Raw genomic sequence first — 25200 nt, 5'->3', positions numbered from 1 at the left:
AACATCCGGTTTATACCAGTAAGGCGTCAATTGAGGGGCGGGTGCCGATCACCCTTTCGTGTGCTTTTCAGCAAAGACCTCAAGGGGCGGATGGGACCCGCCGACAAAGGATGCGTGAGTACCCTTGCGCACACCATGATGACCACCGCCCGCTCCGCCGATTCCGGCCTCGCCGGCCCGGGTGAACTCGACCGTTACTCGTACGCGGAGGCGCCGGCCGGCGAGCGCGCCGCCGCGCGCTCCTGGGACGGGGCCGAAGCCGAACTCGGCCGGGTGGGCCGACGGGGGTCGGCCAGCCGTGGCCGCGGACTCCATGGCCAACTTGTTCAGCAGCTCGGGCAGATGATCGTCTCCGGCGACCTCGGTGCGGACCGCCCCCTGGTGCCCGAGGAGATCGGCCAGCGTTTCGAGGTCTCCCGGACCGTCGTGCGGGAATCGCTGCGCGTACTGGAGGCGAAGGGGCTGGTCAGTGCCCGCCCCAATGTCGGTACCCGGGTGCGGCCGGTCAGTGACTGGAATCTGCTCGACGCCGACATCATCGAATGGCGCGCCTTCGGCCCGCAGCGTGATGACCAGCGTCGCGAGCTGGGTGATCTCAGGTGGACGATCGAGCCACTTGCCGCGCGCCTCGCCGCAGGCCATGGGCGCGAGGATCTTCAGCAGCGACTTGTCGACATGGTCGAGATCATGGGGCACGCGCTCGGACAGGGCGACATGATCACGTGCGCCCGCGCCGACGCCGAGTTCCACTCCCTGCTCATCCAGGCCGCGGGCAACCGCATGCTGGAGCACCTTTCCGGGATCGTCTCCGCGGCGCTGCAGGTGTCCGGCGGTCCGGCCACCGCGTGTGACCGGCCCAGCGAGGCGTCGCTCGCCCTGCACGCGCGCATTGTGGACGCTCTCGCGTCCGGCGACTCGGCGGGCGCCGAGGCGGCCATGCGCCAGTTGCTGGTCGGGCACCATGAGGCGGAACGCGTGGTTCCCGCGCCGCGCGAGCACTGACTGCGGCGCGGGCAGCGTGGACGCGCCCTGTGCCGTCGGGCCCCGGCGGCGCAGGGCGGAGAGATGTCGCCTTGGTCGCGTTCATCGCAAATGGGGTGTGACTCGGGCCACGCGGAACGGCCGTAACACTCCTTGAAACAGCGCGATGACTTAAGAGGTGACCGTCGCAGAAGGAATACAGCAGCCGCCCAGGGCGCTGTGCAGTTCTGAGGCCAAGCCCGCGCCGTCGGTGCATTCCCCGCCCGTCGGTCGTCGGTTCCAGCCCTCTCCGGGCCGGACCGGAAGCCGTTTCCATCGTTCCGAGAGGTTGTTCGTGTCGGCCAGCACATCCCGTACGCTCCCGCCGGAGATCGCCGAGTCCGAATCTGTGATGGCGCTCATTGAGCGGGGAAAGGCTGATGGGCAGATCGCCGGCGATGACGTGCGTCGGGCCTTCGAGGCTGACCAGATTCCGCCAACCCAGTGGAAGAACGTTCTGCGCAGCCTCAACCAGATCCTCGAGGAAGAGGGTGTGACGCTGATGGTCAGTGCCGCGGAGCCGTCGAAGCGCGCCCGCAAGAGCGTTGCAGCGAAGAGCCCGGCCAAGCGCACCGCCACCAAGACCGTCGCGGCCAAGACGACGGTGACGCGGACTGTGGCGGCGCCCGCCGCACCCTCCGCCGAGCCCGCGGACCCGGCTGCCGAGGAGGCTCCCGCGGCCGCGCCCGCGAAGAAGGCCGCAGCCAAGAAGACGGCAGCCAAGAAGACCGCCGTGAAGAAGACGGCGGCCAAGAAGACGGCCTCCAAGAAGGCCGGCAAGCAGGACGAGGAGATTCTCGACGGCGACGACGTCGTCGAGGAGGTCAAGGCCGGCAAGGGCGAGGAAGAGGAGGGCGAGGGCGAGAACAAGGGCTTCGTCCTCTCCGACGACGACGAGGACGACGCGCCCGCGCAGCAGGTCGCCGTCGCCGGTGCCACCGCCGACCCCGTCAAGGACTACCTCAAGCAGATCGGTAAGGTCCCGCTCCTCAACGCCGAGCAGGAGGTCGAGCTCGCCAAGCGCATTGAGGCGGGTCTGTTCGCCGAGGACAAGCTGGCGAACTCCGACAAGCTCGCCCCCAAGCTCAAGCGCGAGCTGGAGATCATCGCCGAGGACGGTCGTCGCGCCAAGAACCACCTGCTGGAGGCCAACCTCCGTCTCGTGGTGTCGCTGGCCAAGCGCTACACCGGTCGCGGCATGCTCTTCCTGGACCTGATCCAGGAGGGCAACCTCGGCCTGATCCGCGCCGTGGAGAAGTTCGACTACACCAAGGGCTACAAGTTCTCCACGTACGCCACCTGGTGGATCCGTCAGGCGATCACCCGCGCCATGGCCGACCAGGCACGCACCATCCGTATTCCGGTGCACATGGTCGAGGTCATCAACAAGCTCGCACGTGTCCAGCGTCAGATGCTCCAGGACCTGGGCCGCGAGCCCACCCCGGAGGAGCTGGCCAAGGAACTCGACATGACCCCCGAGAAGGTCATCGAGGTCCAGAAGTACGGCCGCGAGCCGATCTCCCTCCACACCCCGCTGGGTGAGGACGGGGACAGCGAGTTCGGTGACCTGATCGAGGACTCCGAGGCGGTCGTCCCGGCCGACGCGGTGAGCTTCACGCTCCTCCAGGAGCAGCTCCACTCGGTGCTGGACACCCTCTCCGAGCGTGAGGCGGGCGTGGTCTCCATGCGCTTCGGCCTCACCGACGGACAGCCGAAGACGCTGGACGAGATCGGCAAGGTCTACGGAGTGACGCGCGAGCGCATCCGTCAGATCGAGTCCAAGACCATGTCGAAGCTTCGCCACCCGTCGCGCTCGCAGGTTCTGCGGGACTACCTCGACTAGGCCGTATCGGCGTCACGACGCGGCGAGGGCCCGGATCCCATGGGATCCGGGCCCTCGCCGCGTCGCACCCCGCACCTCCGCCGGGGTTGGAGGCGGAGGTGCGCATCAGTGTCGCTGGAATGACTCTGGGTAGGCATGGTCCATCACAGAGTCAGGAGTACGCATGTCCCGCACTGTCGTCCGCGCCTTGACCGGGGCGCTCGCCCTTGCCGCTACCACGGCCGTGATACCGCTCGCTTCCCCCGCTCCGGCGGCCGCCGACAGCATCATCATCGGAGGCCGGCCCGCCCACGTGGCGGACAGCCCCTGGGTGGTGGCGCTGTCCAGCCGTGACCGGTTCGGGGGTACCCGGGCCGGTCAGTTCTGCGGCGGTGTCGTGGTCGAGCCGAAGAAGGTCCTCACCGCCGCCCACTGCCTGAGCAAGGAGGCGCTGGGCACTGACGTGAGCCGCGTGAGCGATCTGCGGATCATCTCCGGCCGGGACGAGCTGAACGGCACGGGGGGCAAGGAGATCCCGGTGAGCGGGACGTGGGTGAACCCCGGGTTCGACGCCGCCACCAACAGCGGCGACGTCGCGGTGCTCACCCTTTCCGAGGCGCTCCCCCAAGGGGACACGATCCCCCTGGCCGAAACCGGTGACTCGGCGTACCGGGCAGGGACTCCCGCCGTCGTCTACGGGTGGGGTGACACCACCGGGTACGGCGACTACGCGTCGTCACTCAGGTCCGCCCAGGTGGACATCCTGCCCGACAGCTCTTGCCGGCAGGCGTACCCGGGCGGCAGCACGGGGACGTACGACGCCTCGTCGATGCTCTGCGCCGGCGAACCCGAGGGCGGGTACGACGCCTGCCAGGGAGACAGCGGAGGCCCTCTGGTGGCGCAGGGCCGCCTCGTGGGGCTGGTGTCGTGGGGGAACGGTTGCGGGCGTGCTGGGAGCCCCGGTGTCTACACGCGGATCTCCGCCGCCATCGGTTGGATGGCGAACGCCGACTGAAGGCGCGGACTCCGCAGGTACGAGAACGGGCGGCTTCCCTCATGGGAGGCCGCCCGTCGGCCGGTCCGGGACCGGCCCCTGGCTCGTCGTGGATGCAGAGGTGTCAGTGTTCCTCTTCGGCGGCTTGGGCCTGCACGGCCGTCAGTCGGTCCGTCTCATCCTGTATTTCCGCGGCGATCTTCTTGAGTTCCGGCTCGAACTTGCGACCGTGGTGGGCGCAGAAGAGCAGTTCACCGCCACTGATGAGGACGACGCGCAGGTAGGCCTGGGCGCCGCAACGGTCACAGCGGTCTGCTGCGGTCAGCGGGCTCGCGGGGGTCAGAACAGTAGTCACGTCGCCTCTTCTCTAGCTCGACGAGCTGTCGTACCAGGGTCAACATCCAACCAGGCCGAAAACGTTCCCGCTCGTGGCTTTTCTTCGAAACTTCTTCTCGGGATGGCTGTCTGTTGCCGGTTCGCGGCGAATGTGCCGTATTGCGTGGCGCTACGGGTTTCGCGTTGCTTTGGCTTGGGTCGGTCCGGGCCGGCTGGCTTGCCGGTTGTTCATGAGGACGTGCCCGGAGCCTAAATGGTTCATGCCTGGAAGGGAACGTGATGTGCACGTCACCCCTGCGAGGGGATCGAACGTGCATGCGATTCTGGTTTAGGGTGAGGTTCTTCTAGGGTGGCGTTTCACCCGCTCTACCAGGCATCGGTACCCTCACAGCGGCACCGAAGCCGAGCCCGTGACCCACAGGGCCCCAAATGAAATTCAGCGAGGAGCGAACCGCGTGACCGCCGATACGTCCGTGCCGTCCACTGCGCTGCTGACCGGAGCAGACCGAGACGGTTCCAACTACACCGCGCGGCACCTGCTCGTACTCGAGGGGCTCGAAGCGGTTCGCAAGCGCCCGGGTATGTACATCGGGTCCACCGACAGCCGCGGTCTCATGCACTGCCTCTGGGAGATCATCGACAACTCCGTCGACGAAGCCCTCGGTGGCTACTGCGATCACATCGAGGTCGTACTCCACGACGACAACTCCGTCGAGGTCCAGGACAACGGCCGCGGCATCCCGATCGATGTCGAGCCCAAGACGGGTCTTTCCGGCGTCGAGGTCGTCATGACCAAGCTGCACGCCGGAGGCAAGTTCGGTGGCGGCTCCTACGCCGCGTCCGGCGGCCTGCACGGTGTGGGCGCCTCCGTGGTCAATGCCCTCTCCGCCAGGCTCGACGTCGAGGTCGACCGCAACAGCGCGACCCACTCGATCAGCTTCCGGCGCGGTGTCCCCGGGATCTTCACCGAGCAGGGCCCGGACAGCCCGTTCGATCCGGCCAACGGACTGCGCAAGGGCAAGCGTGTCCCGAAGACGCGCACCGGGACACGGGTGCGGTACTGGTCCGACCGGCAGATCTTCCTCAAGGACGCCAAGCTCAATCTGGAGACGCTTCACCAGCGGGCCCGCCAGACGGCCTTCCTCGTCCCCGGCCTGACCATCGTCGTGCGCGACGAGCGTGGCCTGGACGGAGCGGGCAAGACGGAAGAGACCTTCCGCTTCGACGGAGGCATCAGCGAGTTCTGCGACTACCTGGCCCAGGACAAGGCTGTCTGCGACGTCCTGCGCCTGTCCGGCCAGGGCACGTTCAAGGAGACCGTCCCGGTCCTGGACGATCGCGGACACATGACGCCCACCGAGGTCACCCGCGAACTGGGCGTGGACATCGCGCTGCGCTGGGGCACCGGGTACGAGACCAACGTGAAGTCCTTCGTCAACATCATCGCCACCCCCAAGGGCGGCACCCACGTGACCGGGTTCGAGCGCTCCGTCACGAAGACCGTCAACGAGGTGCTGCGCTCCGCGAAGCTGCTGCGCGTGGCGGAGGACGACATCGTCAAGGACGACGCCCTGGAGGGCCTCACCGCGGTCGTGACCGTACGCCTGGCAGAGCCGCAGTTCGAGGGCCAGACGAAGGAAGTGCTCGGCACCTCGGCGGCCAACCGGATCGTCGCCAACGTCGTGGCCAAGGAGCTCAAGGCGTTCCTGACTTCCACCAAGCGGGACGCGAAAGCCCAGGCCAGGGCCGTCCTCGACAAGGCGGTGGCGGCCGCTCGCACCCGGATCGCGGCCCGCCAGCACAAGGACGCGCAGCGCCGCAAGACGGCGCTGGAGTCGTCCTCCCTGCCGGCCAAGCTCGCTGACTGCCGCAGCGATGACGTCGAGCGCAGCGAGCTGTTCATCGTGGAGGGCGACTCCGCGCTCGGTACGGCGAAGCTCGCCCGGAACAGCGAGTTCCAGGCACTCCTGCCGATTCGTGGCAAGATCCTCAACGTTCAGAAGGCGTCGGTTTCCGACATGCTGAAGAACGCCGAGTGCGGTGCGATCATCCAGGTCATAGGAGCCGGTTCCGGGCGCACCTTCGACATCGACGCTGCCCGGTACGGCAAGATCGTCCTGCTGGTCGACGCCGATGTCGACGGCGCCCACATCCGGATCCTGCTGCTGACGCTCTTCCAGCGGTACATGCGGCCGATGGTCGAGGCGGGCCGGGTGTTCGCCGCAGTGCCGCCGCTTCACCGGATCGAACTGGTCCAGCCCAAGAAGGGCCAGGACAAGTACATCTACACCTACTCGGACAACGAGCTGCGCCAGCGCCTGCTGGAGCTCCAGCGCAAGAACATCCGCTACAAGGACTCGATCCAGCGCTACAAGGGGCTGGGCGAGATGGACGCGGACCAGCTGGCGGAGACGACGATGGACCCCCGGCACCGCACGTTGCGGCGGATCAACATCGGTGACCTGGAGTCCAGCGAGAAGGTCTTCGACCTGCTGATGGGCAACGAAGTGGCACCGCGCAAGGAGTTCATCACCAGCTCGGCGGCGACGCTGGACCGCTCGCGCATCGACGTCTGAGCTTCGCCACGGGCCCGGGCCGGTGTCCGGATGTCGTCTCCACCCGTGGGTGGAGACGACATCTCCACCCGTGATCCACCCGGGAGCCGATCCGCTGGGGCGGGCTCTTCCGTAGCTTCGGAGGCGCAGAACTTCTCGCGTCTCGGAGGCGCCCATGGCCGGGCTCGTCAACGCCCTGGTGATCATCGCGGTCATCGTCCTCGTCGTGGTCCGTCAGTGCACGGCGCAACGGATCTCAGGCGATCGGCGCTGGTGGGTGCTGCCCGGCGTGCTGTTTCTCGTGGCCCTGCGGGAGCCCGGACTCCTCGACCCGCACCATCGGACAGCCTCGGCCGTCGTCCTGGGCGCCGAGCTCGTCGTCGGGCTGGTCACGGGTGCCGGATGGGCGTGGACCTCCCGTGTCTGGCGTGCTGAGGACGGCTCCCTGTGGAGCAAGGGTTCCAGGGCCACGGCTCTGGTCTGGGCGGGCGGGCTGAGCCTGCGGGCGGCTCTGTACGGCGTCGCGGTGATGCTGGACGTGCATCAGGGCAGCCCCGCCTTGATGGCGGCCCTCGCGGCGGCTCTGCTGATACGGGAGGGACTGCTGGCGCGCCGGGCCGCGGCGATATCCGGACCGCACGGTGGGCCCGTCGTCGGCGCCGCGGTGCGGCAGGAGCGGAAGGACCGCGTGTGACACCCGAGGCCTGGACGAGCTGGCCGTCGAGGGAGGCGCTCGCCCGGGACACCCGCACCCGCCCGCGCAGCGTGATCGCCTGGTCCGTGCGGGCCGGCCTGCTCACTCTGATGCTGTGGGGGACCTTCACCAGCGGGCTGTTCGGGCCCTGGGAGATCGTCGTCGGGCTGATCGGGGTGGTCGTCTGCGCGCTGCTCGCCTTCGCTTTCTTCCGGACAACTCGTGGCAACCGCCTGTGGCCGTCGCTCGGTCTGCTCGGAATGCTCGTGCTGGCCGGATTCTGGGCAGGGCGGGCGGGGGCCACGGTGCCTGCTGCGGTGCTCTGGTGCGCGTGCGCCGTCACCGCTCTGGAACGGCTCCCCCTGGTGGCGGGAGTTCCGGCCACAGCGGTGGCTCTCGGTGCCTACGTGGTGGTCGACACCGACGACTGGCTGACCACCGCGGTGACCACGGGCGGTCTCTGCCTCGCCGGGTATGTGCTCCGGCTGGACGCCGAGGCCCGTGGCAGCGCGCGACGGCTGCTCGCCCAGGAACGGGCGGCCCGGGTCGCGGAGGCGGAGCGGGCCGCGCTGGACGAGCGTTCCAGGATCGCCCGGGAGATTCACGATGTGCTGGCCCACAGCCTGTCCGCGCAGTTGGTGCACCTGGAGGCCGCACGCCTGCTGATCGAGAGAGAACCCGCCGGGGAGTTCCGGGACCAGGTCCTGCAACGGGTGGTCGCGGCCCGGTCGATGGCCCGCGAGGGCCTCTCCGAGACGCGTCAGGCGCTCTCCGCGCTACGGGGCGAGGTGTCACCGGTGGAGGACTTCCTGAGGCAGCTGGTGACGGCTGAGCCGGCCGAGGTCAGGGTCGAGGGGGAGCGGCGCACACTGACCGCCCAGGCGTCCCAGGCGGTCCGGCGGGTGGCCCAGGAGGCCCTGACCAATGTGCGCAAACACGCGCCCGGAGCCCGGGTGCAGCTCCGGCTGGAGTACCAGCCCGACTTCGTCGTGCTGGAGGTCAAGGACTCGGGAGGACGGAGTCCGGAAGGGGGCCTGGCTGTCAGCGGTTCCGGATACGGTCTGCTCGGGATGCGGGAGCGTGCCGAGTTGCTGGGCGGCACGCTGGAGGCAGGCCCGGGCAAGGAGGGGTTCGTGGTGAGTCTGCGGGTGCCCGCATGACGGCGCGGGTGGTGGTGGCCGACGACCAGGCGGTGGTACGGGAGGGCATCGTCATGCTGCTCGGCCTGCTGCCAGGCATCGAGGTCGTCGGATCGGCGAAGGACGGGGAGGAAGCGGTCGCGCAGGTGGCCGAGCACGCGCCGGACGTGGTGCTGATGGACCTGCGGATGCCCCGCTGCGACGGGGTGGAGGCGACCCGGCGCATCCGTGAGGAGTTCCCCGGCACGCAGGTCGTGGTGCTCACGACCTTCGCGGACGACGACTCCCTGTTCCCCGCGCTCAGGGCCGGGGCGCGGGGCTACCTCACCAAGGACGCCGGGGGCGACGAGATCGTGAGGGCCGTCCACGCCGTCCTCTCGGGCGAGGCGGGTCTCTCGCCGACGGTGCAGCGCCGGCTCCTGGAGCGGGTGACCGAGGGGCCTGACGGGACCGGTGGCGGCGGTGAGCCGGAGCCGCCGGACGGGATGACTCCCCGGGAGGCCGAGGTGCTGGTCCTGATCGCCGAGGGCATGTCCAACGCGGACATCGCCCGCGCCCTCCACATCTCGCAGGCCACGGTGAAGAGCCACATCAACAACCTCTTCGCCAAGGCGGGCCTGCGCGACCGGGCTCAGGCGGTGCGCTATGCGTACATGCGGGGGATGGTGCGCCCGCCCGGGAGAACCTTCACCTGAAGAGGTGAAGTCTCGCGAATGAAGTGCCCTGGATCTTCCCGATCTGCCCATTCTTGGATACACGGCCGAAGTGGCTCGTGGACAAGGGGAGTTGTTCGGTGGAGAAGGAAGCAGGGCGGGAGTCCGCAGCGATGCGGCTCGACGACCCGTGGGACGACACGCTGACCTCCGGGTGGGGCGAGCCGGACGGCGCGGTCGGCTCCACGCCCGCCGTGGTGCCCGGACCGGCCGCACAGCGCGGTGGCCGCAGCGCGGCCGACATCTATCTGGAGGTGCAGCGCAGCGAGGCGTTCCAGGAGGTGCGCCGTCGCTACCGGCGTTTCGTCGTGCCCGCCACCACGGCCTTCTTCGTCTGGTACCTCGCCTATGTCGTCACGGCGGTGACCGCACCCGGGCTGATGGCGCGTCCGGTCGCCGGGGCGGTCAATGTGGCGATGGTCGTGGGGATCGGCCAGTTCCTGACGACGTTCCTGCTCACCGGGGCGTACGCACGGCACGCGCGGCTGCGCAGGGACCGGGCCGCGCTCGATCTGCGGTGGGAGACGCAGGAGATGACGCGGGGGGCCGGGCGTTGAGCGGTGACCACCAGACCCTGGCGCTGCTGTTGTTCAGCGCCTTCATCGCGGTCACTCTGGGCATCACCACGTGGGTGAGCCGCAACAGGCACGGCTCGGCGGAGGAGTTCTACGCGGGTGGCCGACTGTTCTCGCCCATGGAGAACGGTTTCGCCATCGCGGGCGACTACATGTCCGCCGCGTCCTTCCTGGGCATCTCCGGGCTCATCGCCCTCTTCGGCTACGACGGCATGCTGTATTCGGTCGGCTTCCTGGTCGCCTGGCTCGTGGTCCTGCTGCTCGTCGCCGAACTCGTGCGCAACTGCGGTCGGTTCACCCTCGCCGACGTGGTCGCGGCCCGGATGGCGGAGCGCCCGGTCCGCATCGCCGCGGGGACGTCCTCCGTCACCGTGTCGGTGCTCTATCTGGTGGCGCAGATGGTCGGTGCCGGCAGTCTGGTCGCGCTGCTTCTCGGCGGCACGAGCGGCGCCGCCCGCTCCTGGACCGTCGTCGGCGTCGGGGCGCTCATGGTGGTGTACGTCTCGCTCGGCGGGATGCGCGCCACCACCTGGATCCAGATCGTCAAGGCCGTCCTGCTGATGGCCGGCACCGTAGTACTCACCGTGCTCGTGCTGGTCCATTTCCACGGCAACTTCAACGCGTTGCTCAACTCCGCCGCCGACCGCAGCGGCTACGGCAAGGACTTCCTGTCGCCCGGTCTCCGGTACGGCGGGAGCTGGACGGCGCGCATCGACTTCATCAGCCTCGGCCTCGCCCTGGTGCTGGGCACGGCGGGGCTCCCGCACATCCTGTCCCGCTTCTACACCGTCCCCACCGCCCGCGCCGCCCGCCGGTCCGTCGTCTGGTCCATCGGCCTCATCGGCAGCTTCTACCTGATGACCATCGTGCTCGGGTTCGGGGCCGCCGCGCTGGTCGGCTCGGCCGACGTACGGGAGTCGAATGCCGCGGGGAACACGGCTGTGCCGTTGCTGGCCATGGTGCTGGGTGGGGGTGAGGGCTCCACCGGGGGGACGATCCTCTTCGCCGTGGTCGCCGCCGTCGCCTTCGCGACCATCCTCGCCGTCGTCGCCGGGATCACCCTCGCCTCGTCGGCATCCGTCGCCCACGATCTCTACGCGTCGCTCAAGCGGCCCGGCGCCAAGCAGCGCAGCGAGGTGGCCGTCGCGCGGGTGGCGGCGGCAGGCATCGGCGTCGCCGCCATCGGGCTGGGCCTGCTCGCCCAGGATCTCAACGTGGCGTTTCTGGTGGGGCTCGCGTTCGCCGTCGCCGCGTCGGCGAATCTTCCGGTCCTGCTCTACTCGCTGTTCTGGCGGAACTTCACCACGCGCGGGGCGGTCTGGTCCGTCTACGGCGGGCTGATCCCCGCCGTGCTGCTCGTGGCGCTTTCCCCGGTCGTTTCCGGCAGCCCCAGCTCGCTCTTCCCCGGCGTCGACTTCCAGGTCTTCCCCCTGGAGAACCCCGGCCTGGTCTCCATTCCGCTGGGCTTCCTCGCCGGCTGGATCGGGACGGTCACCGCGAACGAGCCGCCGGACGCCGCCAAGCACGCGGAGATCGAGGTGCGTGCGATGACCGGCGCCGGGGCAGTCTGAGCGTTGGCGTCCCCGCGGTCAGACTCCGTCCGTGCAGAACACGCACTCCTCCCAGAACGGCAGCCCGTTCAGGACGCGGTGACGTGCGCAGGAGGCCATGGCGGCCTCCTGCGGGCCGGGCAGGACGTTCTCACCCGCCTTCGCGGTGGCGGGGTCGAAGTCCTCGACCATCGCCCGGTAGGTGCGCAAGTAGCCCTCGACCCGGGGCGGCTCGTACGTCAGCTCGTCCCATCGGTGGTGGGTCAGGGCCAGATCGAGGACGCGCAGCAGGAAGTCCTTGGCAGCGGCGGCCTCCTGCGGTGAGTCGCCCCAGTCGAGCTCTTCCAGATCGAAGCCGACCACACCGCGCCCCATCACGTTCTGGTTCTGCAGTGTCAGCAGGGCGGCGAAGCGGAAATCCCAGGGTTCCCTGGCCAGCTCCGAGACCGCGAACGTGAGCACGTCCACGAACACCGCTGTACCGCCGTTGGTCAGGGACAGGTGCCGGCCGTCGGCTCCCTCGAACTCGTTCATGCCTCCGAGAGTAGGGGCACTTCGACTCCTGTCCCGAGGGGTGCCCGGGCCGGGCGACGGCGGGTACGGTGGCGCCGGTGAGGGAGCGGAGAGCGTGCCCACCGGGAGTTGCTGAAATTCGTCTCTGATCCCGACCCCACGCAATCTACTTGCGTTTCTTGCGCTAATCTTGCGCGTATGACGCGACGACTTGCTCAGGTGGCACAGAAGGTTGGAGTCAGCGAGGCCACGGTCAGCCGGGTGCTCAACGGCAAGCCGGGCGTTTCCGACGCCACGCGGCAGGCTGTCCTCTCCGCGCTGGACGTCCTCGGTTACGAGCGCCCGACCCAGTTGCGCGGTGAACGGGCCCGCCTGGTCGGCCTCGTCCTGCCCGAACTGCAGAACCCGATCTTCCCCGCCTTCGCCGAGGTCGTCGGCGGCGCGCTCGCACAGCAGGGCCTCACTCCGGTCCTCTGTACCCAGACCAAGGGGGGCGTCTCCGAGGCGGACTACGTCGAACTGCTTCTGCAGCAGCAGGTCTCGGGCGTGGTCTTCGCCGGTGGTCTCTACGCCCAGGCCGACGCCCCTCACGACCACTACAAGGTGCTGGCCGACCGCAAGATCCCCGTCGTCCTGATCAACGCGGCCATCGCCCACCTCGGCTTCCCCTGCGTCTCCTGCGACGACTCCGTGGCCGTCGAGCAGGCGTGGCGCCATCTGGTGTCGCTGGGCCACGAGCGCATCGGTCTGGTGCTCGGCCCCTCGGACCACATGCCCTCGCAGCGCAAGCTGGCCGCCGCCCGCGTGCTGGCGGAGGAATCCGGCACGACCATTCCGGACGAGTGGGTGACCCGGGCGATGTTCTCGCTGGAGGGCGGGCAGGCCGCCGCCTCGCGACTGCTGGACGAGGGCGTTACCGGCTTCATCTGCGCCAGCGACCCGCTGGCCCTCGGGGCCGTGCGCGCGGCGAGGCGGCGGGGGCTGTCGGTGCCCGACGACGTGTCCGTCGTGGGGTACGACGACTCGGCCTTCATGAACTGCACCGAGCCCCCGCTCACCACGGTCCGCCAGCCGATCGAGGCGATGGGGCGAGCCGCGGTGGAGCTGCTTTCCGTGCAGATCGGCGGTCGCGCCGTGCCGTCGGACGAGCTTCTCTTCGAACCGGAACTGGTCGTCCGGGGTTCCACGGCCCAGCCTCCGCGCACAGCTTCCCGCTGACCGTCGTGATTTTGCACCCCCGGAGCTGCCAATTGCGCGCTTACGGGGACGGGAGGGGCTGGGGCGGCCGGGGCCCCGTGTAGTGCCCGCTGGGGCGCATTCGCAGGGGGCGTTCCTCGTACTCCTCCAGCGCGTGCGCGATCCAGCCCGCCGTACGGGAGATCGCGAACACCGTCTCTCCCGCTTCCGCGGGCATGCCCGAAGCAACCGAGAGCACGGCCAGCGCCAGGTCGACGTTGGCGTGCAGAGGCACGTCCCGGGCGGTGGTGGCCACCACGTCGCGGGCGGCGGCCAGGGCCGGTCCGGCCTTCGGGATGCGTTCGAGCAGGCCGAACAGCGTACGGGCGCGGGGGTCCTCGCCCGTGTACAGCCGGTGTCCGAGCCCCGGCACCCGGCGCCCGGCCCGCAGATGGTCCGCCACCACCGGCGCGGCGCCGCCACGCTCCAGGACCTCGGCCAGCATGCGGTGGGCCAGCCCGCTCGCCGCCCCGTGCAAGGGGCCTTCCAGCACGCCGAGCCCCGCCGACACCACCGCGTACGGATGGGCCCGGGCCGATGCGGCGACCCTGGCCGCCAGCGTCGAAGCGGCCAGGTCGTGATCGATGAGCAGCGCAAGCGCGGTGTCCAGCGCGGCGAGTGACGGCTCGTCGGGGCGACGGGCGGTGAGTTTCGGCCACAGTTGGGCCGCCAGACCGGCGGGTGCGCCCGGCCCCGGGGTGCGGTGCTCGCCATCAGCCATCGTCGGCAGCGCCGCGACCAGCGCCGGGATCAAGCTGCGCGCGCCGCCGAGCACCGTCTCGCGCGACAGGTCGAAGCGCAGCGGATCGGCGGCAGCGGCGGCCACCACCGCCAGCCGGAGCCGGTCCGTGGACCCGCAGTGAACGGGCAGCGCGTCGACGGCTCGCCGGGCTGCGGCCACCGCCTGCTCCGGAGCCGTGAAGCGGATGCCCGGCCGCAGCTCGCCGGTCCACAGCCACTCGGCGACCTCCTCGTACGCATGGCGCGTGGCCAGCTCCGTCGCGTCCACGCCCCGGAAGTAGTAGCGGTCGTCGCAGATGAGGGTGATGCCGGTACGGACGGCCGGTTCGCCCGGGGCAGGGGCCGCCTCCCTGCGCCCCGTACGCCGGGCCAGTGCGTCCACCTCCGCCGCGTCGAACGTGCTGCCGCGACCGCCCGGCGCGCGGCTGCTGCTCAGCTGGCCCCGGCTGACGTACGCGTACACCGTCTCGGGCTTCACCCCCAGACGCTGCGCTGTCTCCCGCGTCGTGAGCCGCTGCCCGTCCGCCTCTGATCGCTCCGTCATGTCGACACCGTATCCATATGCCGTCCCCGGTATCCATGCCTATACATTGATTCAATCAACATTGACAGAAATCCAGTCATGCATGGACAGTCGAATCAATATCAAGGAGTCACCCGACTGTCCACGGAGGAAGCAATGACGACCATGACCGGCGGAACACCGCTCGACGTCCCCCGAGGTCTCGCGGGTGTCGTCGTGACCGATACGGCGCTCGGGGACGTGCGGGGCCGTGAGGGCTTCTACCACTACCGCCAGTACTCGGCGGTCGAGCTGGCGCAGGCCCGTGGCTTCGAGGACGTCTGGTACCTCATGACGGAGGGCGAGTTGCCCGGCCCTGAAGCTCGCGCCGACTTCGTCGCCCGCACCGCCGCCCTGCGCGTCCTGCCCGACGCCGTACGCGAGGCCCTGCCCGCCATAGCGCGTGCGAGCGCGGTGTCGGGCCCGCTGTCCGGGCTGCGTACCGCGCTCTCCCTGCTCGGCGCGTCGGCCGGATTCCGGCCGGTGTACGACATCGACGCGGACCGGCGCCGGGCCGACGCCCTGGCCGTCTGCGCCGCCGTCCCCACCGTGCTGACCGCCCTCCATCGCCTCGGCCAGGGCCTCGAACCCGTCGAGCCGCGCGCCGACCTGCCGCACGCGGCCAACTACCTGTACATGCTCACCGGTTCCGTTCCGGACGAGGACCGGGCCAGGGCGGTCGAGCAGTATCTGATCTCCACCGTGGACCACGGCTTCAACGCCTCGACGTTCACCGGACGGGTCGTCGCCTCGACGGGGGCGGACGTCGCAGCCTGCCTGGTGGCCGCCGTCGGAGCGCTCTCCGGCCCCCTGCACGGCGGCGCGCCCAGCCGTGCCCTGGACACGCTCGACGCGATCGGCACCCCCGACCGCATCGACGGCTGGATCCGTGAACGGGTCCTCGCCGGGGACCGCATCATGGGCTTCGGCCACCCGGTCTACCGCACCGAGGACCCCCGCTCGCGCATGCTCCGGTCCATCGCCCAGGGCTTCGGAGGCCCGCTCGTCGACTTCGCCGTCGAGGTGGAGCGCCAGGTCGAGGCGATCCTCGCCGAGCTCAAACCGGGACGCGAGCTGCACACCAACGTGGAGTTCTATGCCGGAGTGGTCATGGAGCTGTGCGGGCTGCCGCGTGAGATGTTCACGCCGACCTTCTGCACGGCGCGGGTCGTGGGCTGGAGCGCCAATATCCTGGAACAGGCGGAGGACTCCAAGATCATCCGCCCGGCGGCCCGTTACGTCGGCCCGCCCCCGCCGCAGCCGGTCCCGGCTGTCTGACCCCGCAGGAAGGCACCCGTTGAGCTCGTCGTCGCCCCCTCGCCCCCGTATCCCCGTCGTCGTCCTCGCGGGTTTCCTGGGATCCGGCAAGACGACGCTGCTCAATCACCTCCTGCTCCACCGCGCGGGCAACCGGATCGGCGTGATCGTCAATGACTTCGGGGCCATCGAGATCGACGCCATGACGGTCTCCGGACAGGTCGGGTCCACCGTGTCGCTGGGCGGCGGCTGCCTGTGCTGCGCGGTCGACGCGAGCGAACTCGACACCTATCTGGAGACCCTGACCCGGCCCTCCGCCCGGCTCGACGTCATCGTCATCGAGGCGAGCGGCCTCGCCGAGCCGCAGGAACTCGTCCGCATGATCCTCGCCAGCGACAACCCGCACATCGTGTACGGGGGACTGGTCGAGGTGGTCGACGCCGCCGAGTTCGAGGCGACCCGGGAGCGCCATCCGGAGATCGGCCGCCATCTCGCCGTGGCCGATCTCGTCGTGCTCAACAAGACGGACCGGGCCGGTGACGAGGAGTGCGCCCGCATCCGGAAGGCCGTCGCGGAGACCGGAAGTACTGCGGCGGTCATCCCGGCCACCTACGGGCGCATCGACCCCGAACTGCTCTTCGACCCGGCGCTGCGCCCCGACGGCGAGGAGAAGGCCCGCCAGCTCACCTTCGAGGACCTCTACCTGGAGGAGCGCGCGGCGGAGGACGGCGACGGGCACGGCGGCCATGCCCACACCGCGTACGAGAGCGTCGACTTCGACTCCGACGTGCCGATGGACCCCCGCAGGCTGATGCGGTTCCTCGACTCACGGCCCGAGGGGCTGTACCGCATCAAGGGGTACGTCGATTTTGGTGCGGGCGACCCCGCCAACGCGTACGGGGTGCACGCCGTAGGCAGGTTCCTGCGGTTCACCCCCAGGCCCTGGGGGTGCGGCGAACCGAAGCGGACCCAGCTCGTCCTGATCGGCTCCGGCATCGACGTACCGGCCCTGCGCGAGGAACTGGCATCCAGCGCGGTTACGGACGACCCGGCCGGGGAAACGCCGCAGGACGCCGCACACGAGCGAGCCATGTGGGGCGTCCTGCGTTACGTACAACAGCCCGGCGACGACGACGCGTAGGGGCGCCGCTCCGCCGCCGGGCCGGACGGCCTACGCCGGGCCGGCGATCACCGCGACCGGGCTCTCCAGCGGCGTCCCGGAACCGTCGCGCCGCGGGTCGGGCTCGGGCAGCGACGCCGGGGCGCCGTTCTTCTGCGCCGCCCTGGCCGGCAGCGCGCCCGCCCAGGCGAACACCAGCACGTCCTCGCCCTTCAGGAATCGCTGGCAGCGCACCCCACCGGTCGCCCGGCCCTTGCGCGGATACTGGTCGAAGGGCGTGAGCTTGCAGGTCAGGACCGAGTCGTCCAGGGTGCCGTGCGAACCGGCGACCGTGAACACCGCGGCGTCCGCCGCCGGGTCCACCGCCGCGAACGACAGCACCCTGGCCCCCGCCGCCAGCTTGACGCCTGCCATACCGCCGGCCGGCCGCCCCTGCGGACGCACCTGCGCCGCCGGGTAGCGCAGGAGCTGCGCGTCCGACGTGATGAAGACCAGGTCCTCCTCGCCCGTCCGCAGCTCCACCGCGCCGACGATCCGGTCACCGTCCTTGAGGGTGATGACCTCCAGCTCGTCCTTGTTGGCCGGGTAGTCCGGCACCACCCGCTTGACGACGCCCTGCAGCGTGCCGATGGCGAGACCCGGTGACGCCTCGTCGAGCGTGGTGAGGCAGACGACGTCCTCGTCCGCCTCCAGGGTCAGGAACTCGCCGACCGTCGCCCCGCCCGACAGATTGGGCGCCGCGTGCGTGTCCGGCAGCTGGGGCAGATCGATCACCGGGAGCCGCAGCAGCCGCCCGCCGGACGTCACCACGCCGACGTCCCCACGAGCCGTCGCCACCACCGACGAGACGATCACATCGTGCTTCGACCGCTTGGCGCCCTCGGCCGTGACGACCGGTTCGTCGTTGGCCGTACGCGCCAGCAGGCCCGTGGAGGACAACAGCACCCGGCACGGGTCGTCCGCCACCTCCAGCGGCACCGACGCGACCTGCGAACCGGCCGACTCCAGCAGCACCGTACGCCGGGCCGTGCCGAACTTCTTCGCGACAGCGGCCAGTTCCGCGGAGACCAGCTTGCGCAGCTCGGCGTCCGATTCCAGGATCGTCGTCAGCTCAGCGATCTCGGCGTCCAGCCGGTCCCGCTCGCTCTCCAGCTCGATCCGGTCGAAGCGGGTGAGCCGGCGCAGCGGCGTGTCCAGGATGTACTGCGTCTGGATCTCGCTCAGCGAGAAGCGCTCCATGAGCCGCTCCTTCGCCTGCGCCGAATTGTCGCTGGACCGGATGAGCCGGATGACCTCGTCGATGTCGACCAGTGCGACGAGCAGGCCCTCGACCAGATGCAGCCGGTTGCGGCGCTTGGTCCGGCGGAACTCGCTGCGCCGGCGCACCACGTCGAAGCGGTGGTCGAGATAGACCTCCAGCAGCTCCTTCAGGCCCAGCGTGAGCGGCTGGCCGTCGACCAGCGCCACGTTGTTGATACCGAAGGACTCCTCCATCGGCGTCAGCTTGTAGAGCTGCTCCAGCACCGCCTCCGGCACGAAGCCGTTCTTGATCTCGATGACCAGACGCAGGCCGTGCGAGCGGTCCGTGAGGTCCTTGACGTCCGCGATGCCCTGGAGCTTCTTCGCCGAGACCAGGTCCTTGATCTTGGAGATGACCTTCTCGGGGCCGACGGTGAAGGGCAGTTCGGTGACGACGAGGCCCTTGCGGCGCGGCGTGACGTTCTCCACGGTGGCCGTGGCACGGATCTTGAACGTGCCGCGGCCGTTGGCGTAGGCGTCCTTGATGCCGCCGAGGCCCACGATCCGCCCGCCCGTCGGCAGGTCGGGACCGGGGACGTACCGCATCAGCGTCTCCAGGTCCGCGCCCGGATGCTTGATCAGATGCCGGGCCGCGGCGATGACCTCGCCCAGGTTGTGCGGCGGCATGTTGGTCGCCATGCCGACCGCGATCCCGGTCGTGCCGTTGACCAGGAGGTTGGGGTAGGCCGCCGGGAGGACGACCGGCTCCTGCTCCTGACCGTCGTAGTTCGACTGGAAGGCGACCGTCTCCTCGTCGATCGACTCCGTCATCAGCGAGGTCGCGTCGGCCATCCGGCACTCGGTGTACCGCATGGCGGCCGGCGGGTCGTCGTTGCCCAGGGAGCCGAAGTTCCCGTGCCCGTCGACAAGGGGGAGGCGCATGGAGAACGGCTGGGCCATGCGCACCAGCGCGTCGTAGATCGACGCGTCGCCGTGCGGGTGCAGCTTGCCCATGACCTCGCCGACGACCCGGGCGCACTTCACGAAGCCGCGGTCCGGGCGCAGGCCCATCTCGTTCATCTGGTACACGATGCGGCGGTGCACCGGCTTCATGCCGTCACGGGCGTCCGGGAGGGCGCGTGAGTAGATCACCGAGTACGCGTACTCGAGGAAGGAGCCCTGCATTTCGTCGACGACGTCGATGTCGAGGATCTTCTCCTCGAAGTCGACCGGCGGCGGGGTCTTCGTGCTGCGGCGGGCCATCGCTGCTGCGACTCCTTCACGGATTTCGAGCGGGCAACCTCAGGTTCCCTCAGGTTCTGACGCGGTCCATTGTGGACCGCCGCACTGACAACCCCGACCTCGACCCGTCCCAAAGGGCCCGCGCCGACCGTCCCGAGGCGGCGGAGGACCACCTTCCGGGGAATTTCGCTCGCAGCTTCGCCGCACGGGAACTTCGGCAGGTGCCGGTTCGCTTGCATACAGTGGCGGGTGTCTTGAAGCAACCTTTCGAAGCAGCCTCCCGCAGCGGCTTCTTCATATGGACATCCAGTAGCGCGATCGAAGGGACGTACATGCCCATGGGTCACACGGCCACAGCCCAGGCCGGTTCCGGCGGCTTGACAGCGACCGAGCACCGTCTGGCCAACGGCCTGCGCGTGGTGCTCTCCGAGGACCATCTGACCCCGGTCGCGGCGGTGTGCCTCTGGTACGACGTCGGCTCACGCCACGAGGTCAAGGGCCGTACCGGCCTGGCCCACCTCTTCGAGCACCTGATGTTCCAGGGCTCCGGCCAGGTCAAGGGGAACGGACACTTCGAGCTGGTGCAGAGCGCCGGTGGCTCGCTGAACGGCACCACCAGTTTCGAGCGGACCAACTACTTCGAGACCATGCCCACGCACCAGCTGGAGCTGGCCCTGTGGCTGGAGGCCGACCGGATGGGCTCGCTGCTCTCCGCGCTCGACGAGGAGTCCATGGAGAACCAGCGCGACGTCGTCAAGAACGAGCGCCGACAGCGCTACGACAACGTCCCGTACGGCACCGCGTTCGAGCGGCTGACCGCGCTGGCCTACCCCGAGGGCCACCCGTACCACCACACCCCGATCGGCTCCATGGCCGACCTGGACGCGGCGACCCTGGAGGACGCCCGCGCCTTCTTCCGTACGTACTACGCGCCGAACAACGCGGTGCTGTCGGTCGTCGGCGACATCGACCCCGAGCAGACCCTCGCCTGGATCGAGAAGTACTTCGGCTCCATCCCCTCCCACGACGGCAAGCAGCCGCCGCGCGACGGCTCGCTGCCCACGATCATGGGCGGCCAGCTGCGTGAGGAGGTACGCGAGGAGGTGCCCGCCCGCGCCCTGATGGCCGCGTACCGGCTGCCCCACGACGGCACCCGCGAGTGCGACGCCGCGGACCTCGCCCTGACCGTGCTCGGCGGCGGTGAGTCGTCCCGGCTGCACAACCGCCTGGTCCGCCGCGACCGTACGGCCGTGGCCGCCGGGTTCGGACTGCTCCGGCTCGCCGGAGCGCCCTCCCTGGGCTGGCTGGATGTCAAGACGTCCGGCGGCGTGGAGGTGGCGGAGATCGAGGCCGCGGTCGACGAGGAGCTGGCCCGGTTCGCCGAGGAAGGCCCCACGGCCGAGGAGATGGAGCGCGCCCAGGCCCAGTTGGAGCGCGAATGGCTGGACCGCCTCGGTACGGTCGCGGGCCGCGCCGACGAACTGTGCCGGTACGCCGTGCTGTTCGGCGACCCGCAGCTCGCGCTGTCCGCCGTGAACCGGGTCCTCGACGTCACGGCCGAGGAGGTCAAGGCAGCCGCTCAGGCGCAGCTGCGGCCCGACAACCGGGCGGTTCTCGTCTACGAACCGGTCGAGGCCGCCGAGGCCGCCGAAGAGGCCGACACCGACACCGACGCGCACGAAGGGGCGGACCAGTGACCGACGCTGCCGCGACTGAAGTTCCGATGCAGATCCACCCCCAGCCCGCCCCCGGCGTGGCCCGGCCGTGGGCCTTCCCCGCGCCCGAGCGGGGGTCGCTGCCCAACGGTCTCACCGTCCTGCGCTGCCACCGCCCCGGCCAGCAGGTCGTCGCCGTCGAGATCTTCCTCGCCGCCCCCCTGGACGCCGAGCCCGAGGGCCTGGACGGCGTGGCCACGATCATGTCGCGCGCCCTGTCCGAGGGCACCGACAAGCAGAGCGCCGAGGAGTTCGCCGCCGAGCTGGAGCGGTGCGGTGCCACCCTCGACGCCCACGCCGACCACCCCGGGGTCCGGGTCTCCCTGGAGGTCCCGGCCTCCCGCCTGGCCAAGGCATTGGGCCTGGTCGCCGAGGCGCTGCGGGTGCCGGCCTTCGCCGACAGCGAGATCGAGCGCCTGGTGCGCAACCGGCTGGACGAGATTCCGCACGAGCAGGCCAATCCGGCCCGCCGCGCGGCCAAGCAGCTCTCCAAGGAGCTGTTCCCGGCGACGGCCCGCATGTCGCGCCCGCGCCTGGGCACCGAGGAGACCATCGAGCGGATCGACGCCGCGGCCGTGCGCGCCTTCTACGACGCGCACATCCGTCCTTCCACCGCGACCGCCGTGGTCGTCGGCGACCTCACCGGCATCGACCTGGACGCGCTGCTCGCCGAGACCCTCGGCGACTGGTCCGGGAACGCCGCCGAGCCCCGCCCCGTCCCGCCGATCACGGCCGACGACACCGGCCGGGTGATCATCGTGGACCGCCCCGGCGCGGTGCAGACCCAGCTGCTGATCGGCCGCATCGGCGCCGACCGGCACGACAGCGTGTGGCCCGCCCAGGTCCTCGGCACCTACTGCCTGGGCGGCACGCTGACCTCCCGGCTCGACCGGGTGCTGCGCGAGGAGAAGGGCTACACCTACGGCGTGCGGGCCTTCGCCCAGGTGCTCCGCTCCGGTGCCGCCGACTCCGTCTCGGGTGCGACGGGCGCCGCGATGCTCGCCATCAGCGGTTCCGTGGACACCGAGTCCACCGGACCGGCGCTGGACGACCTGTGGAAGGTCCTGCGGACGCTGGCCGCCGAGGGCCTGACGGACGCCGAGCGCGAGACGGCCGTGCAGAACCTCGTGGGCGTCGCGCCCCTGAAGTTCGAGACGGCGGCCTCCGTCGCGAGCACGCTCGCCGACCAGGTGGAACAGCACCTCCCGGACGACTACCAGGCGACGCTGTACGCCCGCCTCGCCGAGACCGGCACGGTGGAGGCGACCGCGGCCGTGGTCAGCGCCTTCCCGGTGGACCGGCTGGTCACGGTCCTGGTCGGTGACGCCTCGCGCATCGAGGAGCCGGTCAGGGCACTCGGCATCGGAGAGGTATCGGTCGTCACCGGCTGACCCCCGCTCAGCCCGCTCCACGGGTGGGGGAGGGTCCGGCAGGCGATCGCGCTGGACCCTCCCCCCACCACACTTGGTCACTTTTCATTCCTTCTGCCCCTTTTGCGAGGTAAGGGGTGGCTCGCCCTGTGGGATGTGCTACAAAACCCCGTGTCCGTTTGGTGGCGTGAAGTCCGTCCGCTTAGCGTCGGGTCCGCTGTCCGCCACTCGTACGCGCATCCGTGACGTACCGGGCAGCCATCGCCGAGTCCCCGTCAGGCGCGAGCCTGGGGAGCCGGGGACCCACGAAGTCCCTGGGGTGAATCGGATGCCCGCGCTCCACCAGGGGCGAGGCGTCCGTAGGAGACCTTCCTGCTCCGAACCCTCCCCCAAGGCCTCAAGGGCCAGGGGGCGCCCCCTGCTGACCCGGTAGGAGAGAAGGAAGGAAAGGACCAGCCACCCCATGGCGTTCACCCGTGCCACCGGGAAGCACCGTGCCCCGAGCCGCCTGACCCGCGCCGGTGCCAAGGCCGTCGGCGTCGCGACGCTCGCCGCAGGCGGTGTCATCGGCTCGCTGGCCTCCCCGGCCCTCGCCGCCGACACCGGGACGGCCCCCGCCGCCACCGAGACCGGCCTCTCCCAGCTCCTCGCCATCGAGAACACCCTCGCCGACCGGATCGACGCCCAGGCCGCGGCGCAGCAGCACCGGGCCGAGGCCGCCGAGAAGAAGGCGGCGGCCAAGGCGAAGGCGGCGGCCAAGAAGAAGGCCGAGGCCGCGAAGAAGAAGGCCGCCGAGAAGGCCGCCAAGGCCGAGGAAGCGGCCAAGGCGAAGGCCAGGGCCGCCCGCGAGGCGTCCGCCCGCGCCGACCGCTCCACCTCCCGCACCGCACTGGGCTCCTCCTACCAGCTGCCCGTCGCCGGCTCGTACGTGACCACCGGCTACAAGTCCAGCGGCTCGCTCTGGTCGTCCGGCAGCCACTCCGGCATCGACTTCCACGCCGCGTCCGGCAGCTCCGTCGTCGCTGTCGGCGCCGGCACGGTCGTGGAAGCCGGTTGGGGCGGGGCGTACGGCAACAACATCGTGCTCCGGATGACGGACGGCACGTACACCCAGTACGGCCACCTCTCCTCGATCGGCGTCTCCGTCGGCCAGAGCGTCGCGGCCGGTCAGCAGATCGGACTCTCCGGCTCGACCGGCAACTCCACCGGACCGCACCTCCACTTCGAGGCCCGTACCACGCCCTCCTACGGCTCCGACATGGACCCGGTCGCCTATCTGCGCGCCCACGGCGTCAGCGTCTGACCGGTCGCGGACTCCGCACCGAAGACCCCGGCACCCCGCCGGGACCTTCGCCGTTCCCGCACCCCGGGCGCGTGCCTCCCGCGCACCTCCCGCCGCTCGGCAGCGGCCAAAAGATATTCATGAATTCCCGCCCGGCATCGGAAATGCGAGCGCATTGCAATAGAGTCACGCCAGAGGTGTCGATCGGCCGCTGTTCGCGGGGATTGAGGCGGAGGTTCGGACATGCGTGTTCCGGCGCATTCGGTATGCACGGCAATCCGTGACGACATCGTCTCCGGTGTCTTCGAACGCGGCAGCCGACTCACCGAGGAGGTGCTCGCACGGCGTTACGGGGTGTCCCGGGTCCCGGTACGGGAAGCGCTGCGCACTCTGGAGTCGGAGGGCTTCGTCGTCACCCGGAGACACGCCGGAGCCTGCGTCGCCGAGCCCTCGGAGCAGGAGGCCGCCGACCTCCTGGAGGTCCGCATGCTGCTGGAACCGCTGAGCGCCGCCCGTGCGGCCCAGCGCCGGACGGAGGCCCACCTCAAGGTGTTGCGCGGCCTGGTCAGGCTCGGTCAGGAACGCGCCCGCCGGGGCGAGGGCGAGGATCTGCGCTCCCTGGCCGGCTGGTTCCACGAGACGCTGGCCCAGGCCTCGGGCAGCCCCGGCCTCATCGCCCTGCTCACCCAGCTCCGCCACAAGATCGCCTGGATGTACGCGGTCGAGCAGCCGGCCCGCCCGGCCGAAGCCTGGGCCGAGCACGGCGCCCTCGTGGACGCCGTGGCGCGCGGGGACGCGGAGCGGGCCAGGACCCTGGCCGCGCAGCTCGCCGAACGCCATGGCGCCGCGCACCGGCTCCGCCGCACCGCCCGCCCCGCCACCGTGCCTCGGGCCGGCCGTGTGAGGGCTTCGCAACGTCCCGTAAACACCGCGAGCGGCCGGAATTAACAAAGGGCGCGTACAAATAAAGAAAGGCCCGTGCAAAAAAATCGGAAAAGGCGTCGTCTGTCTATTCGGTCCGGGCTGCCATGGCTTGAGCCCGTGCATGCAAAAGCCGCGGCGCCCCATGCAGGGGGCCGCGGCTTTCCCACGGGAATTCCGGCAGTGCCGGCCGCTCGGGCTCAGACGGTCTCCGGAAGCTCCTCAAGACCCTCGGCGACCAGCTTCGCCAGGCGGTCCAGGGCGGCCTCGGCGTTGTCCGCGTCGGACGCGAGCACGATCTCCTCGCCGCCCTGGGCACCGAGGCCGAGCACCGCGAGCATCGAGGCCGCGTTGACGGGGTTGCCGTCCGCCTTGGCGATGGTGACGGGGACGCCGGAGGCCGTGGCGGCACGGACGAAGATGGAAGCGGGGCGGGCGTGCAGGCCCTCGGCCCAACCGACGTTTACGCGGCGCTCAGCCATGGTTCTGCCCTTCAAGAATCAACGGTTGTCTAGACCAGTGTCTCATGTGGTGCGCGATGCTCCGGGCAGACCCGCGGGCCCTCCCGGCGCCGCGCCCACGGTCTTCCGGAGACCTCAGACTG

21 protein-coding genes are annotated in these 25200 nt (G+C 70.2%); 16 read left to right on the top strand and 5 right to left on the bottom strand.

Annotation, left to right across the window (positions count from 1 at the left end):
• Positions 1–90: 90 nt before the first annotated feature.
• The 3 genes from ACZ6C6_RS16240 (at position 91) to ACZ6C6_RS16230 (ending at position 3857) form a co-directional block, all read left to right on the top strand.
• Positions 91–1002 carry a FadR/GntR family transcriptional regulator gene (locus ACZ6C6_RS16240; RefSeq protein ID WP_469203348.1) on the top strand — a complete coding sequence of 304 codons (912 nt, stop codon included), beginning with the start codon at positions 91–93 and terminating at the stop codon, positions 1000–1002.
• 313 nt (positions 1003–1315) lie between these two features.
• The gene (locus ACZ6C6_RS16235; protein WP_026171823.1) at positions 1316–2863 is read left to right on the top strand and encodes an RNA polymerase sigma factor; all 1548 of its coding nucleotides are present in this window, start codon (positions 1316–1318) and stop codon (positions 2861–2863) included.
• 163 nt (positions 2864–3026) lie between these two features.
• Positions 3027–3857 carry a serine protease gene (locus ACZ6C6_RS16230; RefSeq protein ID WP_469203211.1) on the top strand — a complete coding sequence of 277 codons (831 nt, stop codon included), beginning with the start codon at positions 3027–3029 and terminating at the stop codon, positions 3855–3857.
• Between the two features lie 103 nt (positions 3858–3960).
• Here the strand turns inward: ACZ6C6_RS16230 and ACZ6C6_RS16225 are convergent, their stop codons facing one another.
• Complete coding sequence (locus ACZ6C6_RS16225; protein WP_018105354.1) at positions 3961–4191, bottom strand: DUF7455 domain-containing protein; 231 nt, start codon at positions 4189–4191, stop codon at positions 3961–3963.
• Positions 4192–4627: 436 nt separating this feature from the next.
• On the opposite strand from ACZ6C6_RS16225, the gene ACZ6C6_RS16220 reads away from it, so the two are divergent.
• The 6 genes from ACZ6C6_RS16220 (at position 4628) to ACZ6C6_RS16195 (ending at position 11419) form a co-directional block, all read left to right on the top strand.
• The gene (locus tag ACZ6C6_RS16220) at positions 4628–6748 is read left to right on the top strand and encodes a DNA gyrase/topoisomerase IV subunit B (protein WP_469203208.1); all 2121 of its coding nucleotides are present in this window, start codon (positions 4628–4630) and stop codon (positions 6746–6748) included.
• Between the two features lie 154 nt (positions 6749–6902).
• Positions 6903–7421 (top strand): DUF1453 domain-containing protein, encoded by a 519-nt coding sequence (locus tag ACZ6C6_RS16215; RefSeq protein WP_469203206.1) that lies wholly within the window; start codon positions 6903–6905, stop codon positions 7419–7421.
• On the top strand, positions 7418–8581 hold the full coding sequence (locus tag ACZ6C6_RS16210) for a sensor histidine kinase (RefSeq protein WP_469203205.1): 1164 nt from the start codon (positions 7418–7420) through the stop codon (positions 8579–8581). The genes ACZ6C6_RS16215 and ACZ6C6_RS16210 overlap by 4 nt, the downstream gene beginning before the upstream one ends.
• Positions 8578–9255 (top strand): response regulator, encoded by a 678-nt coding sequence (locus tag ACZ6C6_RS16205; protein WP_469203202.1) that lies wholly within the window; start codon positions 8578–8580, stop codon positions 9253–9255. Before ACZ6C6_RS16210 ends, ACZ6C6_RS16205 begins: the two co-directional genes overlap by 4 nt.
• Before the next feature lie 131 nt (positions 9256–9386).
• The gene (locus ACZ6C6_RS16200) at positions 9387–9830 is read left to right on the top strand and encodes a DUF485 domain-containing protein (protein WP_469203346.1); all 444 of its coding nucleotides are present in this window, start codon (positions 9387–9389) and stop codon (positions 9828–9830) included.
• Entirely contained in the window at positions 9827–11419 is a 1593-nt protein-coding gene (locus ACZ6C6_RS16195) for a solute symporter family protein (RefSeq protein WP_469203200.1), read from the top strand. The genes ACZ6C6_RS16200 and ACZ6C6_RS16195 overlap by 4 nt, the downstream gene beginning before the upstream one ends.
• 18 nt (positions 11420–11437) lie before the next feature.
• Here ACZ6C6_RS16195 and ACZ6C6_RS16190 read toward each other — a convergent pair whose 3' ends face one another.
• Positions 11438–11932, bottom strand: a complete 495-nt coding sequence (locus ACZ6C6_RS16190; RefSeq protein ID WP_469203199.1) for a hypothetical protein — start codon at positions 11930–11932, stop codon at positions 11438–11440.
• A gap of 177 nt (positions 11933–12109) precedes the next feature.
• On the opposite strand from ACZ6C6_RS16190, the gene ACZ6C6_RS16185 reads away from it, so the two are divergent.
• Positions 12110–13129 (top strand): LacI family DNA-binding transcriptional regulator, encoded by a 1020-nt coding sequence (locus tag ACZ6C6_RS16185; RefSeq protein ID WP_469203197.1) that lies wholly within the window; start codon positions 12110–12112, stop codon positions 13127–13129.
• Between the two features lie 40 nt (positions 13130–13169).
• On the opposite strand, the gene ACZ6C6_RS16180 is transcribed toward ACZ6C6_RS16185, so the two are convergent.
• Entirely contained in the window at positions 13170–14432 is a 1263-nt protein-coding gene (locus tag ACZ6C6_RS16180; RefSeq protein WP_469203195.1) for a citrate/2-methylcitrate synthase, read from the bottom strand.
• A 135-nt stretch (positions 14433–14567) separates the two neighbouring features.
• On the opposite strand from ACZ6C6_RS16180, the gene ACZ6C6_RS16175 reads away from it, so the two are divergent.
• Positions 14568–15728, top strand: a complete 1161-nt coding sequence (locus ACZ6C6_RS16175; protein ID WP_469203193.1) for a citrate synthase/methylcitrate synthase — start codon at positions 14568–14570, stop codon at positions 15726–15728.
• Between the two features lie 19 nt (positions 15729–15747).
• Positions 15748–16848, top strand: a complete 1101-nt coding sequence (locus ACZ6C6_RS16170) for a CobW family GTP-binding protein (protein ID WP_469203192.1) — start codon at positions 15748–15750, stop codon at positions 16846–16848.
• A gap of 30 nt (positions 16849–16878) precedes the next feature.
• Here the strand turns inward: ACZ6C6_RS16170 and ACZ6C6_RS16165 are convergent, their stop codons facing one another.
• Positions 16879–19329, bottom strand: coding sequence for a DNA gyrase/topoisomerase IV subunit A (locus tag ACZ6C6_RS16165; RefSeq protein WP_469203190.1), 2451 nt, complete (start codon positions 19327–19329; stop codon positions 16879–16881).
• Between the two features lie 311 nt (positions 19330–19640).
• Between ACZ6C6_RS16165 and ACZ6C6_RS16160 the strand changes: the two genes are divergently transcribed.
• The 4 genes from ACZ6C6_RS16160 to ACZ6C6_RS16145 all read left to right on the top strand — a co-directional run bounded on the left by ACZ6C6_RS16160 (position 19641) and on the right by ACZ6C6_RS16145 (position 24623).
• Positions 19641–21005, top strand: a complete 1365-nt coding sequence (locus ACZ6C6_RS16160; RefSeq protein WP_469203188.1) for a M16 family metallopeptidase — start codon at positions 19641–19643, stop codon at positions 21003–21005.
• 26 nt (positions 21006–21031) lie between these two features.
• Positions 21032–22414: a M16 family metallopeptidase gene (locus ACZ6C6_RS16155; RefSeq protein WP_469203186.1), complete on the top strand. Its 1383-nt coding sequence runs from the start codon at positions 21032–21034 to the stop codon at positions 22412–22414.
• Between the two features lie 442 nt (positions 22415–22856).
• A complete protein-coding gene (locus ACZ6C6_RS16150; RefSeq protein WP_469203184.1) occupies positions 22857–23696 on the top strand; it encodes a M23 family metallopeptidase in 840 nt (279 codons plus the stop codon).
• Positions 23697–23918: 222 nt separating this feature from the next.
• The gene (locus tag ACZ6C6_RS16145) at positions 23919–24623 is read left to right on the top strand and encodes a GntR family transcriptional regulator (protein ID WP_469203182.1); all 705 of its coding nucleotides are present in this window, start codon (positions 23919–23921) and stop codon (positions 24621–24623) included.
• Between the two features lie 173 nt (positions 24624–24796).
• Here ACZ6C6_RS16145 and ACZ6C6_RS16140 read toward each other — a convergent pair whose 3' ends face one another.
• Positions 24797–25078: an HPr family phosphocarrier protein gene (locus ACZ6C6_RS16140; RefSeq protein ID WP_018105371.1), complete on the bottom strand. Its 282-nt coding sequence runs from the start codon at positions 25076–25078 to the stop codon at positions 24797–24799.
• Positions 25079–25200: the final 122 nt, after the last annotated feature.

This window comes from Streptomyces sp. NPDC041814, from assembly GCF_055590565.1.
The sequence above is the reverse complement of the archived record's forward strand: the minus strand, read 5'-3'. Positions and strand labels throughout refer to the sequence as shown.